Here is a 14,261-nt window from a genome sequence, read left to right as displayed (position 1 = left end):
ATCGCGGTGCGATTGCAGCGCCGCGACGTTTCTCAGAACTGTCCTTCAGCGGAGATCGCTGGAACAAGAGCGATCAGCTTACAGCATTGTCGGATTGGCCGCGTTATGATCTGCTGCAAAGCACCTGCCCATCCTGGCCTTCGGGTCTGAGGGAACTCGACGTCACATCGGTCTCGTAGCGTCTGTTGGTAGCCGAAGGGTTGGACTGCATGAGTGGTACGGAACGCATGCTCGGTGGCTTGGCAGGGCTTCTCGTATCGGCGGGACTAATGGCGGCGGGAGTATCAGCGGCCCATGCCCAGGCGGGGCCGCCCGGGCCTCCTGCCGTGGGCGTGTTCGAGGCGGTGAAGCGGCCGATCACCGAAACCAACGAATTTCTCGGACGCATCGAGGCCCCCAACCGCGTCAACGTGGTGGCGCGTGTGACCGCGTTCCTGGACAAGCGGAACTTTGTCGAGGGCTCCGAGGTCAAGGCCGGTGATCTCTTGTATCAGCTCGAGCGCGGCCCGTTCGAAGCCGATCTCGCATCGAAGAAGGCACAGGTCGCCCAGTTGCAGGCGACGCTGGTCAACGCCAAGCTGACCACCGATCGCGCCAAGGCCCTGATGGGCGGCCCGGCCGGCCAGCAATCCAATGTTGATGCGGCGGTCGCCAACCAGCAGAGCCTCGAGGCGCAGGTGCAGGCCGCGCAGGCGCAGGTCGACCTGTCCCAGATCAATCTCGACTACACCATGATCCACTCGCCGATCGACGGCAGGATCGGACGCACCGCGGTCACCGAGGGCAACGTCGTGACGCCGAGCTCGGGAACCCTGACGACCATCGTCAGTCAGGACCCGATGTACGTCACCTTTCCCGTGCCGGTGCGCGAGGCGCTCGATCTGCGCGACCGTTATGCGACGCGCGGCGGCTTCAAGGCCGTCGTCATCCGCCTGCGGTTGCCGGACGGCCGGCTCTACGACAAGACCGGCGAGTTGAACTTCGTCAACAACACGATCGCGCAGAACACCGACACCATCTCCCTGCGCGGCGTCATCCCCAACCCGTCAACCTACACCTCCGTCGCAGCCGGCGGCTCGGTCCGCGAACTCACCGACAATGAGTTCGTGACCGTTCTCCTCGAAGGCGTGCAGCCGGTCGAGGTGCTCGCGATCCCGCGTTCGGCGGTGCTGTCGGACCAGCAGGGCGAATATGTCTATGTGGTCGGCGCGGACAACAAGGCCGAGCAAAGGCGGATCCAGCTTGGGCAATCGACCGCAACGATTGCGGCGGTGACGAGCGGCATCTCGCTCGGCGACAAGGTTGTCGTCGAGGGGTTGCAGAAGGTCAAGCCGGGCGAGGTGGTGGCGCCGGGGCCCGTCAGCGCGCTGATCCAGTCGAGCATGAAGGTTTCGGCGGACGGCGGCGCCGGCACCACGCCGAAATCGACGGGCAATAACCCATGATTTCTGCCGTCTTCGTCGATCGTCCGCGGCTTGCGATCGTCATCGCGTTCGTGATCACGATCGCGGGCGCGCTGGCGCTGATGCAGATTCCGGTCGCGCAGTTCCCGGACATCGTGCCGCCGCAGGTCACGGTCTCCGCCGTGTTCCCCGGCGCATCGGCTGAAGTGGTGGAATCGAGCGTCGCCCAGCCGCTGGAAGCGCAGGTCGTGGGCGTCGACAAGATGCTCTACATGAAGTCGACCAGCGGCAATGACGGCAGCTACACGCTGACGGTCTCGTTCGCGCTCGGCACCGATCCCGATATCAACACCGTCAACGTCAACAACCGCGTGCAGAGCGCGCTCGCGCAATTGCCGACCGAGGTGCAGGCGCAGGGCCTGACCGTGCAGAAGAAATCCTCGGCAGTGCTGCAATTCATCGTGCTGTACAGCAAGAGCGGCGATCAGGATCCGCTGTTCATCACCAACTACGCTATCATCAACGTGCTGGACGCGATCTCGCGCACGCCTGGCGTCGGACAGGCCTCGCTGTTCGCGAAGCTGAACTATTCGATGCGGATCTGGTTCGACACCCAGCGCCTGACCAGCCTCAATCTGGCGCCGTCGGACGTGATCGCCGCGATCCGGGCGCAAAGCGTGCAGGCGCCGGTCGGCCGCATCGGCGCGCGTCCGATCAGCAACGACCAGCAGTTCCAGTTCAATGTGCAGACGCAGGGCCGCCTGACGACATCCAAGCAGTTCGGCGACATCGTGCTGCGGGCCAATCCGGATGGATCGGTGCTGCGGATCAGGGACGTTGCTCGCGTCGAGATCGGCGCGCAGAACATGGATTCGGAGTCGCGGATCGACGGCAATCCCGGCGTGCCGATGGGCATCTATCTCGCGCCCGGCGCCAATGCCGTGACCACGGCCAAGGCGGTGCAGGCCACGCTTGCGCGGCTGTCGGAGCGGTTTCCGCCGGGGCTGACCTATCTCGTGCAGTACGACTCCACCACCTTCGTGTCCGATACGATCAAGGAGGTGATGAAGACGCTCGGCGAGGCCTTCGTGCTCGTCGTGATCGTGGTGTTCCTGTTCCTCGGCAATCTGCGCGCCACGGTGATCCCGGCGGTCGCGGTTCCGGTCAGCCTGATCGGCGCCTTCGCGGTGCTGCTCGCGCTCGGCTATTCCGCCAATACGGTCTCGCTGCTGGCGATGGTGCTGGCGATCGGCATCGTCGTCGACGACGCCATCGTCGTGGTCGAGAACGTCGAGCGCGTCATGGAGGAGGAGCCGGAGCTGTCGCCGGCCGACGCCACCAAGAAGGCGATGGCGCAGATCACCGCGCCGATCATCGCGATCTCGCTTGTGCTGCTCTCGGTGTTCGTGCCGATCGCGTTCATCCCGGGCATTTCCGGCACGCTGTTCCGCCAGTTCGCGGTGACGATCAGCGCCGCGATGGTGATCTCGGCGCTGAATGCGCTGACCTTGTCGCCGGCACTGTGCGCCGTGTTCCTGCGTCATGGCGGGCCGCGCCGGGGCATCATGGGACGGGTGCTCGGCAGCATCGACTGGGTACGCGACCGCTACGCCGGCGTGGTGCAACGCCTGGTTCGTGTGGCGGTGCTGTCGCTGGTTGCGGTGCTGGTGTTTGCCGGCGCGGTGTTCGGCGTGTCGAAGATCACGCCGACCGGCTTCCTGCCCGAGGAGGATCAGGGCGCCTTCTTCATCGCGGTGCAATTGCCCGACGGCGCGTCGGTGGCGCGCACCAGCGAGGTCACCAAGCAGGTTGAGGCGCTTCTGAAGAAGAATCCGGCGATCGACCATGTGCTGTCGATCATCGGCTTCTCGCTGCTCGACGGAGCCAGCGAGCCGAACTCGGCATTCATGGTGGCGCGCATGAAGGCGTTCGCCGACCGCAAGGCCGTCACCGACTCGGTGCAGGCGGCGATCGGGCAGACCTTCGTCGGGGGATCGCAGATTCGTCAGGCATCGGTGCTGCCGTTCAACCTGCCGCCGATCATCGGGCTTTCGACCTCCGGCGGCTTCGAATATCAGCTCGAGGCACTGGAAGGGCAGGATCCGGCCTCGCTCAGCAGCGTGATGGGCGGGCTGATCGGCGCGGCGAACCGCAATCCGAATCTGGCCCGCGTGTTCTCGACCTTCACCGCGACCAACCCGTCGGTCTATCTCGATATCGATCGCGCCAAGGCGCAGGCGCTCGGCCTCAACATGGCCGACGTCTTCACCGCGCTGCAGGCCACGCTCGGCGGCATCTACGTCAACAACTTCAACCTGTTCGGCCGCACCTGGCAGGTCAATGTGCAGGGCGATGCGGCCAACCGCCGCGACATCCCCGACATCTGGCAGATCTATGTGCGCAACAGCGGCGGCGAGATGGTGCCGATCCGCTCCATCGCGTCCTTGCGGATCGTGACCGGCCCGCAGGTGATCACGCGCTACAACAATTATCGTTCGGTCACCGTGAACGGCAGCCCGGCGGCGGGCGTGTCCTCGGGCACCGCGATCACGACGATGGCCGACCTTTCCAAGACGACGCTGCCTTCCGGCTATTCCTACGAGTGGACCGGCACGGCCTATCAGGAGCAGGCGGCCTCCGGCCAGACCGGCATCATCCTCGGGCTCGCGGTGCTGTTCGCCTATCTGTTCCTGGTCGCGCTGTATGAGAGCTGGACCATCCCGATTCCCGTGCTGCTGTCGGTCACGGTCGGCGTGTTCGGTTCCTATCTTGCGATCAAGCTCGCGGGCCTCAACCTCGATCTTTACGGCCAGATCGGCCTCGTGGTGCTGATCGCGCTCGCCGCCAAGAACGGGATCCTGATCGTCGAGTTCGCCAAGGAGCAGCGCGAGGCCGGCAAGCCGATCGCGGAGGCCGCGACGATGGGCGCGCAGATGCGCTTCCGCGCCGTCATGATGACATCAATTGCCTTCATCCTCGGCCTGGTGCCGCTGGTGGTCGCGACCGGTGCCGCGGAAATCAGCCGCCGCGCGGTCGGCACCGCGGTGTTCGGCGGTATGCTCGCCGCAAGCTCGGTCGGCATCTTCCTGGTGCCGATGCTGTTCGTCACCTTCCAGGGCTGGCGCGAGGGTGTAAAGAACCGCTTCGGCAGACGGAGCAAGGCGGAACAGCCTGCCTCGCATTAGATCCCGCCTAATCCCTTCGCGCATTAGGGGGGCGCGTGGGGCGGGTCTATGCTGCTGGCCTCATCGATGGAGTTCTGGATTGAGCGTTGCCTTCACCAAGGAAGAAAGTGCCGAGACCGCGTCGGAAACGCTGTTGCCGGACCGCCCCATTTCGCCGCATCCCAACCTGGTGACCGAAGCCGGACGGAGAGCGTTGGAGTGCCATCTTCAGGAGGCGCGCGAGGCTTACGAGACTGCGCAGCAGCTCGAGGACGTCAACGAACGGCGGCGGCAGTCGGCGGCCCCACTGCGCGACGCGCGCTATCTCACGGAGCGGCTCCGCACCGCGCAGGTCGTGCCTGACCCTGCTTCCACCGAAACCGTTGTCTTCGGCAGCACGGTGACTTTCAGCCGCGCCGACGGGCGGGTGCAGACCTATCGCATTGTCGGCGAGGATGAAGCCGATCCAAAGGCAGGCTCGATTTCCTTTGTCTCGCCGGTGGCGAGGTCGCTGATGGGCAAAGCCCTGGGCGACGTCGCAGGCTCGGGCGATCAGGAACTGGAGATCGTCGCGATCGCTTAGAGAGTGATGGGATTGGATTGAATGGCGGTCGCAAAGGCGGCGCGCCCCCTCGCCCCGTTCTCACGGGGAGAGGGTTGGGGTGAGGGCTCCCTCCGCACACGGAGACAGATACTCTCGCGGAGACTCCCCCTCACCCGGAACGCATCTGCCGATGCGTCATAGCCGAAGCCTTGGCTTCGGCGTTCTTGGGGACGGCCGCTGAAGGCGGCCTATGCCTCTCCCCGCGCGCGGGGCGAGGTGAACCGGAGTCCGCGGCTCGATTCGGAGCAAAGTGATCACGCCGCCGGCAGGGCAAGCCGCTCGATGGTTTGAATATGCCGCGCCAGCAAGCTGCAGGCTTGTTCGATGTTGCGTGCGCGCAGCGCCTGCAGGATCACGCGATGATCCTGGCTCGGCCGCGGCCGCCACCCGGCGTTGCGCGCCATTGCGAACACCAGTCGCGAATTCGCAAGCTGCAGGCCGTCGAGGCTGGCGAGCAGCCGCGGCATCGCGCAGGGCGCCACCAGCGCATGATGAAAGGCGCGATTGGCCATCTCGAAATCCTGCACGGTCTCGGCATTGTCGCCTTCGATCATGGCGAGTTCGATCCGTGCCAGATGCGCCGATGTGAGCCTGGGGGCGGCATTGCGCAACGCGACCACTTCGAGCGCGGCGCGCATCTCGGCGATTTCCTTCACCGACCTGGTGTCGAGCGGGGCGACCCGCACCCCGCGTCGCGGCACCGCAACGACGAGATGCTGCGCCTCCAATTGCCTGAACGCCTCGCGCACCGGGACGTGGCTCGAATGGAATTCGCGCGCGACATGGTCCTGCCGCAGCGGCGCGTCCGGCAGCAATTCGCCGCTGATGATGCGCTCTCCGATCGCTTCGGCGATGCGCCTCGCGGTGGTCGTGTTCTCGCTCTCGTTTGTCATAGATTATCTATCGAAAAAACGGGTGCGCGCGCGTTCGGGCTCGGCTAGCATCGTTCCAAGTCCATAGATCATAGATAATATCTCAGATTATCTATGATCTACAGCAAGCGAGAAAGCAAGCCCTATGGTTGATGTCGTGGAAATCGAACGGACCGACAGCCGCACCAGTGCAGCGCCCCGCAAGACCTGGGACCGTACCGAGGCTGAAGCACTCTATAACCTGCCGTTCGCGGACCTGATGTTTCAGGCGCAAGGCGTGCATCGCGCCAACTTCAATCCGAACCATGTCGAAACCGCGAGCCTGCTCAGCATCAAGACCGGCGGTTGCCCGGAAGACTGCGGCTACTGCTCGCAGAGCGCACATTACGACACCGGCCTGAAGGCCACTCGCCTGATGCCGCGGCACGAAGTGGTCGCGGTCGCGCAGCGCGCCAAGGACGCCGGCGCAACCCGCTTCTGCATGGCCGCGGCCTGGCGCAGCCCGAAGGACCGCGATCTCGATCAGGTCTGCGACATGGTCAGCGCGGTGAAGGGCCTGGGCATGGAAACCTGCGTCACGCTCGGCATGCTGACGCCAAAGCAGGCCGAGCGTCTCTCCGACGCCGGGCTCGATTTCTACAACCACAACGTCGACACCTCGCCCGAGTTCTACGACAAGATCATCACCACCCGCACCCTGCAGGACCGCATCGATACGCTCGCGCATGTGCGCGACGCCGGCATCAAGGTCTGCTGCGGCGGCATCATCGGCATGGGTGAACAGGTCGATGACCGGCTCGGCATGCTGATGCTGCTTGCCAATCTCCCCAGCCATCCGGAGAGCGTGCCGATCAATCTGTGGAATGAGGTCAAAGGCGTTCCGGTCAACGACACCGCGGAACGGCCTGATCCGATCGCGCTGGTGCGTCTGGTCGCCACCGCGCGGATCATGATGCCGAAGAGCGTGGTGCGGCTGTCGGCCGGACGGCAATACATGACCGACGAGCTGCAGGCGATGTGCTTCCTCGCCGGCGCGAATTCGATCTTCATCGGCGATGTGCTGCTGACCACCAGGAACCCGCAGCGCGATCGCGACGCCCATCTGCTGGACCGGCTCGGCATCAACTCCGCCCTCGCCTGAGCGCAGCTCCGGCACGCGCGCGGCGGGATTCGCCGCGCGACCAACGACAAATCTGAGAGAGAAGCATGAGCGCAATCCACGCGGCCAAGGTCGCTGATTACGCCGCGGCCTTGCACGCCCTGAGCAAGGCCGATCGGCTGCGCGGTCTCAAGCCGCGCGCGGGCATCGATTTCGTCTCGAACGACTATCTGGCGCTCGCGGGCGCGCCGCGCATCAAGAATGCGGTCTCGGCCGCGCTCGATGCCGGCACGCCGATCGGCGCCGGCGGGTCGCGGCTGCTGCGCGGCAATTGCGAGGAGCACGAACGGCTCGAGGCCGAAGCCGCCGCGTTCTTTAGGGCCGAGACGGCGCTGTTCTTCGGCGGCGGCTACGTCGCCAATTTCGCCGTACTGACGACGCTACCGCAGCGCGGCGACCTCCTGGTGCTCGATTCTCTCGTGCACGCCAGCATCCATGAAGGCGCGCGGGCCGGCCGGGCCGAATTCCGGATCAGCGCGCACAATGATCCCGGGTCGGTCGAAGACACCATTCGCGGCTGGCGCGCCGAGGGCGGCACGGGCCGGGTCTGGATCGTGGTCGAAAGCGTCTACAGCATGGATGGCGACGTCGCACCGCTCGACGACCTCGTCGCCATCGCGGACCGACACGACGCGTTCCTGATGGTGGACGAGGCGCACGGCACCGGCGTCTATGGCGAGCAGGGGCGTGGGCACACTGCACCTTATGAAGGGCGCGAGAACCTCGTGATCGTTCATACCTGCGGCAAGGCGCTGGGCGCCGCCGGCGCGCTGGTCACAGCCTCGACCGTGCTGCGCGACTTCATGGTCAATCGTTGCCGCCCGTTCATCTTCGCCACCGCGCCGTCGCCGCTTGTGGCCGTCGCCGTGCGCGAGGCGCTGCTGATCCTGCAGCAGGAGCCCGGGCATCAGCAGCGCCTGGCAAAACTGGTCGCGTTCACGCATCGCGAGCTCGACCTGCGCGGTTGGCGCAGCCCGTCGCGCTCGCAGATCGTGCCCTACATCGTCGGCGACAATGCGCGCGCGATGCAACTGGCGTCTGCACTACAGGCGCGCGGCTTCGATATCAGAGGCATCAGACCGCCGACCGTGCCGGCGGGCACCGCGCGGTTGCGCATTGCGCTGACCCTCAATGTCGACGAGGAGGACGTGCGCGCGCTGCTCGACGCGCTCGTCGCGGAGACGAACGGCTGGTCGCAATGACGGGCCGGATCGTGGTGACCGGCACCGATACCGGGATCGGCAAGACGGTGTTCTCCGCTGGCCTCGCCTCCTTCCTCGGCGCGAGCTACTGGAAGCCGATTCAATCCGGCCTCGAAGAGGAGACCGACGCGCAACTGGTGGTGCGGCTTGGCGGCCTTTCGGCCGATCGCATCGTGCCGGAGCGCTACCGGCTTCGAACACCCGCCTCGCCGCATCAGTCGGCCGCACTCGACGGCGTGCGCATCGACGCTGCCGCGCTCGGCGTGCCCGATGTCGGGGACCGGCCGCTGGTGATCGAAGGTGCCGGCGGGTTGATGGTGCCGCTCGACGGCAGCACGCTCTATATCGACATCTTCGCGCGATGGCACCTTCCGGTCGTGCTCTGCGCCCGCACCGCGCTCGGCACCATCAATCACTCGCTGCTGTCGGTCGAGGCGCTGCGCAAGCGCGGGATCGACATGCTCGGGATCGCATTCATCGGCGAGAGCAATCCCGAGAGCGAGCGCGCGATCTGCGAGATCGGGCAGGTGCGCCGGCTGGGCCGGTTGCCCTGGCTTGCTCCGCTTGCGGCAGACACGCTGCGGGCAGCGTTCAAGGCGTCGTTCCGGCGGGAAGATTTCAATCCATGACATCCGCTCGGAAGTCGCCGATCTGGCACCCGTTCACCCAGCACGCGCTGCACGGCGAGATGACGAGGATCGTGCGTGGGGAGGGCGCCTATCTCTACACCGCGGATGATCGCCGCATCATCGATGCGATCGCATCCTGGTGGGTCGTGACCCACGGCCATTGCCATCCGCACATCGTGCGCGCGATTCAGGACCAGGCCGAACAGCTCAACCAGATCATCTTTGCCGGTCATACCCATGATCCGGCCGAACAGGTTGCGGCACAGCTCGTGAAGCTCGCGCCCCCTGGCCTCGACTACGTGTTCTTCTCCGATTCCGGCTCGACCAGCGTCGAAGTGGCGCTGAAGATGGCGCTCGGCTACTGGCACAATATCGGCGCGACGCGCACGCAGATCATCGTAATGGAAAACTCCTACCATGGCGACACGGTCGGGACGATGTCGGTCGGCGCGCGCGGCGTCTTCAACAAGGCTTACGAGCCGCTGCTGTTCGACGTCGCGTCGATCCCGTTTCCGGCGCCCGGCTATGAACAGACGACGCTCGACGCGCTCGAAGCCGCGTGCAGGAAGGAATCCGCGGCAGCGTTCATCGTCGAACCGCTGATCCTGGGCGCGGGCGGGATGCTGATGTATCCCGCCTGGGTGCTGAAGGAGATGAAGCGCATCTGTGAAGCTTCAAACGTGCTGTTCATCGCCGACGAGGTCATGACCGGCTGGGGCCGGACCGGCACCTTGTTCGCGTGCGAGCAGGCCGAGGTCAGCCCGGATATCGCCTGTTACTCGAAGGGCCTCACCGGCGGGTCGCTCCCGCTCGCGGTGACGCTGTGCCGCGCCGAGATCTACGACGCGCATTATTCCAGCGATCGTTCGCGCACGTTCTTCCATTCCAGTTCCTACACGGCAAACCCGGTCGCCTGCGCCGCCGCAAGGGCCAACCTCGAACTCTGGCAACACGGCGCGGGCGAGCGCGTCGCCTCGGTTGCAGCGATGCAGGAGCGCCTGATCGCACCATTCCGTATCGATGCACGCTTTGAAAACGTCCGCCGCACCGGGACCATCACCGCACTCGACCTGAAGGCAAGCGATGCGGGCTACCTCGCCGGCATCGGCCCAAAACTTCAGGCCTTCTTCCAACGCCGGAACCTGCTGCTGCGGCCGCTCGGCAACACGATCTACGTCATGCCGCCCTACTGCGTGACGGAAGCCGATCTCGTGGAGATCTACGACGGGATCAGGTGCGCGGCTGACGCGCTGGCTTGACGACGCGCTTCGCACCCAAAAGTCCATGGATTGATGAGTGCATCGCGTGCCGTGGTGCCCGCGATGGGGTCTCATACGACATCGGCGTGCCCTCGCAGGCACGCCGATGAGCCCGATCATGAGTGCTGGTGTGGCGCCGGATGCGGCCTCGCAGCAGGATGCGGCCGTGGCGCCGGATGAGGCCGCGGCGCCGGCCGAGACACCTGCGGCGACGCGGGCCGACGCACAACAGCTTGCGCGACGCGCGGCGCCGGCGGATGCGCGGCCGCGCGTGGCTGCGGCGGTGCATGCTGCACGAGCTGCGGTCTTGACGCCGGCGGAGCGACGTGCGGCGCCGGTGCGGGATGTGCGCCGGCGCCCGGCAGAGCATGCGCAGTCGGCAGGGCGTGTCCCGGCGGCAAAGCATTTCCCGTCGGTAGAGCGTGTCCGGCCGGCGAAGCATTTGCTGTCGGTAGAGCGTGTCCTGGCGGCAGAGCGTTCCCGGTCGGCAGCGCGTGTCCCGTCGGCAAAGCGTGGCCCGTCGCAGTCTGCGCATGTCGGGGCGGCGGCGCCGCGATCGGCTTGCCCGGGCGCGCGGCGATCACGCCGGCGCCGCTGAACCGTGCTGCGTGCGCGGTCGCGGCGACTGCCGGATGACCATGGTTGTTGGCGAGCGTCAGCGCTGGATTCTTCATCGCCGCTTGCGCGTGCCGCGTCTGCTCGCCGGTCGCAGCCATGTGCTGCCCGTTCTGGGCGGCGAGCTGCTGCGGCGTCGGCTTCACCGTGGTGCCGCCGGTGCCGCCGTTGTAGCTGACGTTGGTCGTGTTGTTGACGACGGTCCTGTTGTAGACGTTGGTGACCGAGACGTTCGAGATGTTGTTGACGGAGCTGTTGTAGAAGAAGCTGCCGCCGCGCCAGTAGCCGCCCTCGTAGCCGACGCCGGTGTAGCCGAAGCCATAAGAGATGCCGCCGTAGAAGCCGACGGTCGGGCCCCAATATCCGGCGTGGAAGGCGTAGGCGCCGTCGCTCCAGCCCCAATAGCCGGGTGTCCACAGCAATTCAGGCGCCGGCGGAAGCACCCATGTGCCGGGCACCCAGTAGTAGCCGGTGTCGTCGCTCCATGCCCAATAGCCCGGAGTCCAGATGTAGCCGGGCGCGGGGATCGGCGGCTGGACATAGACCGGCAATGGCGGCGGCGCTGCATTGACGGTGATGCCGATGGCAAGCTGCGCGCGCGCAGCGTGTGGCGGCGAGAAACAGCAGAGGCTGAGAGCCAGGGCGAAAGGCAGTCCGGCGATGCGGCGCATGGCGCATACTCCAATCTTCTCCCCCAGCGTTGGAGTCGAATAGTGGCGGCGACATGAACCCGTTGTGAATGTTTGTGCTGACACCGTGATTTCGAGATCGCGCGACGGCGGGATCGTTAACGACGGCGAATGCAAGTCAGCCCGGTGTCAGGATGGAACGCGATCATGCGGTCTCGTCAGCTTCATCACCGCGCCAAATAGTCGAATTTTCGATTTGAATTGGACGACGACCCCCTGCGCGTCATCAATCGGTGACGGAGCATCCGGCTGCCAAAGGCCGGGCAGGGAGGTTTGGTATGGCGCGATCCGCCGACATCGACATCAACGCGGGCGCGCGCCTCGACAGGCTGCCGATCTGCGGATTCCACTGGCGCATCCTGGCCCTGATCGGGGCCGGCATGTTCCTCGACGCGTTCGATATCTATCTGGCCGGCGGCGTGCTGGGCGCCGTGCTGAAGGAAGGATGGTCGACACTCGAGCTCAACGCCGCATTCGTCTCCGCGACCTTCGTCGGGATGACGATCGGCGCGTGGTGTTCCGGCATCCTCGGTGACCGCTTCGGCCGCCGCTTCTCTTACCAGATGAACCTCGCGATCTTTGGCCTCGCCTCGATCGCCGCGGCCTTCGCGCCGAACATGATCGTCCTGATCGGCCTGCGTTTCATCATCGGCATTGGCCTCGGCGCGGAGATCGTGGTCGGCTATGCGACCTTGACGGAATTCGTGCCGGCTTCCTCGCGTGGGCGCTGGATCGGGCTGCTGGCCGTGATCACCAATTTCTCGCTGTTCGTCTCGTCGATGGTCGGCCTGTGGGTGATCCCGACGCTTGGATGGCGCTACATGTTCGGCCTTGTCGGTTGTCTTGCGATGGTCGTCTGGATTCTGCGCAAGTCGATGCCGGAATCGCCGCGCTGGCTCGCCGCCAACGGACGTGCCGATGAAGCCGAGAAGATCCTGTCGGCGATCGAAGCCGAGGCCGCGCGCAAGGCGAAACTGCCTGCCGTCGCTGCCCGCGCGCCGGCGCAGGAGTCTCCGGGCGCGGTCTGGCGTCTGTTCCAGCCGCCCTATCTCGCGCGCACGCTGCTCGGCAGCCTGTTGCACATCGTCGTCGGCTTCAGCCTCTACGGGTTCATCGGCTGGCTGCCGACCTTCATGGTCAAGGGCGGCCACAGCGTGGTTTCCTCGCTGGGCTACACCACCGTGATGGCGCTGGGCGGCCCGGTCGGATCGCTGATCGGGCTCGTGCTGGCGGACCGGCTCGGACGCAGGCTGTCGATCGTCTGCTCGTCGATTGCGGCCGCGGCGCTCGGTATCGCCTATCCATACATGCCGGATGGTGTTGCGCTCGCGGCCGTGGGCTTCCTGCTGATCACGGCGATCTACGTGATGCTGGCGACCGGGTTCGCGATGCACGTCCCCGAACTGTTTCCAACGCGGTATCGGCTTCGCGGCACGGCGATCTGCGCCACCTCCGGACGCATCGCGACCGCGCTGGTTCAATACGTCGTGGTTGCGATCTTCGCCTGGCAGGGGCTGACCGGCGTGCTGACGACCTTGGCCGGCATCCTCGTCTTCCAGGCCGTGGTCTTCCTCGTGTTCGGTTTCGAGACCAAGGGACGATCTCTCGAGGACGCGTCGGCGGTCACGGACGCCGAGGCGGGAGGGCGGTCGTCGATGGCGCGGAGGCCGGCGGACCTCGGCGCCTAGTTCAGGTCGGAGCACGCTGCTCTGATCCGGTCGCGGAGCCAGCCGTTGGCATTGCTCTGATCGTATCTGCGGTGCCAGTACAACATCCAGTCGAACGGCGCGGACTCGAACGGCAGTTCCTCCATCCTCAGACCGTCGTCCATCAGCACGGTTGCGAGGTGCCTCGGCATCACCGCGAGCAGATCGGTCTTCTTCAAGACATGGGGCACGACCAGCCAATGCGGCACGTTCAGGGCGATGCGTCTTCGATGGCCGCGTTCGGCGAGCACGTCGTCGACGAAGCGAAGATCGGTCGGGCTCATCGAGACCTTCATGTGCTCCTGCGCGATGAAGCGCTCGAAGGTCAGCCGTGCGCGCTTGATCTGGTGCCCGCGTCGCATCAGGCAGACCATGCGGTCGCGGAGCAGCGTCTCGGAACGGATCGATGCGGAATGTTCGAGCCCCATGCTCACCGCGACGTCGATCTCGTCCCGCTCTAGCGCATCGATCGTAAGCGAAGGCGGCAGATGGATCGTGTTGTAGGAAATTCGGCCCTCCGGCGGCCGCGCTGCGGCGAGTCGCGGCAGCAGCAGGCACGCAAGAATGTCCGACATCCTGATCGTGAAGGTGCGTTCCGTCTTGTCTGGATCGAAGCCGGCATCGCTCGCCATCACGCGCTCGACCTGGCGCAGAACCTGGCGCAGCGGCTCCGCCAGTTCGGTGGCGCGGGGTGTGGGCTTCATCCCGGTCGTGGTCCGCACCAGGAGCTCGTCCTTGAACATCGCGCGCAACCGGTTGAGCGCATTGCTCATCGCGGGTTGGCTGAGACCGACGCGGTCTGCCGCCTTGGTGACGTGACGCTCGGTCAGCAGTGCGTCCAGCGCGACGAGCAGATTGAGGTCGATGGATCGAAGGTTCATCAATTATTCATATCGTGAATGACGAGAGATAACAAATCCATTTCATCCATGATGGTGCAGCGCGTATCAATCGATCAG

Annotated in this window: 11 protein-coding genes; 8 read left to right on the top strand and 3 right to left on the bottom strand. The window is 65.6% G+C overall.

All coding sequences use genetic code 11. The features are described 5' to 3' along the window. The first annotated feature begins 209 nt into the window (after window positions 1-209). From ACVWY5_RS37890 to greA, 3 genes are all read left to right on the top strand, one after another. Window positions 210-1,445, top strand: a complete 1,236-nt coding sequence (locus ACVWY5_RS37890) for an efflux RND transporter periplasmic adaptor subunit (RefSeq protein ID WP_431016000.1) — start codon at window positions 210-212, stop codon at window positions 1,443-1,445. Further along, on the top strand, window positions 1,442-4,588 hold the full coding sequence (locus ACVWY5_RS37885) for an efflux RND transporter permease subunit (protein ID WP_028335579.1): 3,147 nt from the start codon (window positions 1,442-1,444) through the stop codon (window positions 4,586-4,588). Before ACVWY5_RS37890 ends, ACVWY5_RS37885 begins: the two co-directional genes overlap by 4 nt. 79 nt (window positions 4,589-4,667) lie before the next feature. Beyond that, window positions 4,668-5,150 carry a transcription elongation factor GreA gene (gene greA / locus ACVWY5_RS37880; RefSeq protein ID WP_028335580.1) on the top strand — a complete coding sequence of 161 codons (483 nt, stop codon included), beginning with the start codon at window positions 4,668-4,670 and terminating at the stop codon, window positions 5,148-5,150. Window positions 5,151-5,425: 275 nt separating this feature from the next. Here greA and ACVWY5_RS37875 read toward each other — a convergent pair whose 3' ends face one another. Continuing rightward, a complete protein-coding gene (locus ACVWY5_RS37875) occupies window positions 5,426-6,064 on the bottom strand; it encodes a GntR family transcriptional regulator (protein WP_028335581.1) in 639 nt (212 codons plus the stop codon). A gap of 124 nt (window positions 6,065-6,188) precedes the next feature. Here ACVWY5_RS37875 and bioB point away from each other — a divergent pair, with 124 nt between their 5' ends. The 4 genes from bioB (at window position 6,189) to ACVWY5_RS37855 (ending at window position 10,292) form a co-directional block, all read left to right on the top strand. After that, on the top strand, window positions 6,189-7,184 hold the full coding sequence (bioB, locus tag ACVWY5_RS37870) for a biotin synthase BioB (RefSeq protein WP_028335582.1): 996 nt from the start codon (window positions 6,189-6,191) through the stop codon (window positions 7,182-7,184). Between the two features lie 65 nt (window positions 7,185-7,249). After that, window positions 7,250-8,404 (top strand): 8-amino-7-oxononanoate synthase, encoded by a 1,155-nt coding sequence (locus ACVWY5_RS37865; RefSeq protein WP_028335583.1) that lies wholly within the window; start codon window positions 7,250-7,252, stop codon window positions 8,402-8,404. Then, window positions 8,401-9,033 carry a dethiobiotin synthase gene (bioD, locus tag ACVWY5_RS37860; protein WP_028335584.1) on the top strand — a complete coding sequence of 211 codons (633 nt, stop codon included), beginning with the start codon at window positions 8,401-8,403 and terminating at the stop codon, window positions 9,031-9,033. The genes ACVWY5_RS37865 and bioD overlap by 4 nt, the downstream gene beginning before the upstream one ends. Then, window positions 9,030-10,292 (top strand): adenosylmethionine--8-amino-7-oxononanoate transaminase, encoded by a 1,263-nt coding sequence (locus tag ACVWY5_RS37855; RefSeq protein WP_028335585.1) that lies wholly within the window; start codon window positions 9,030-9,032, stop codon window positions 10,290-10,292. The genes bioD and ACVWY5_RS37855 overlap by 4 nt, the downstream gene beginning before the upstream one ends. A 116-nt stretch (window positions 10,293-10,408) precedes the next feature. Here the strand turns inward: ACVWY5_RS37855 and ACVWY5_RS37850 are convergent, their stop codons facing one another. Beyond that, window positions 10,409-11,578, bottom strand: a complete 1,170-nt coding sequence (locus ACVWY5_RS37850; RefSeq protein WP_051376221.1) for a YXWGXW repeat-containing protein — start codon at window positions 11,576-11,578, stop codon at window positions 10,409-10,411. 296 nt (window positions 11,579-11,874) lie between these two features. Between ACVWY5_RS37850 and ACVWY5_RS37845 the strand changes: the two genes are divergently transcribed. Beyond that, on the top strand, window positions 11,875-13,284 hold the full coding sequence (locus tag ACVWY5_RS37845; RefSeq protein WP_028335586.1) for an MFS transporter: 1,410 nt from the start codon (window positions 11,875-11,877) through the stop codon (window positions 13,282-13,284). On the opposite strand, the gene ACVWY5_RS37840 is transcribed toward ACVWY5_RS37845, so the two are convergent. Then, window positions 13,281-14,183 carry a LysR family transcriptional regulator gene (locus ACVWY5_RS37840; protein ID WP_028335587.1) on the bottom strand — a complete coding sequence of 301 codons (903 nt, stop codon included), beginning with the start codon at window positions 14,181-14,183 and terminating at the stop codon, window positions 13,281-13,283. The genes ACVWY5_RS37845 and ACVWY5_RS37840 overlap by 4 nt on opposite strands. Between the last annotated feature and the right edge of the window lie 78 nt (window positions 14,184-14,261).

The organism is Bradyrhizobium sp. USDA 3256 (assembly GCF_054058275.1).
Note: the sequence above shows the minus strand (reverse complement) of the source record. Positions and strands in the feature narration are given on the sequence as shown.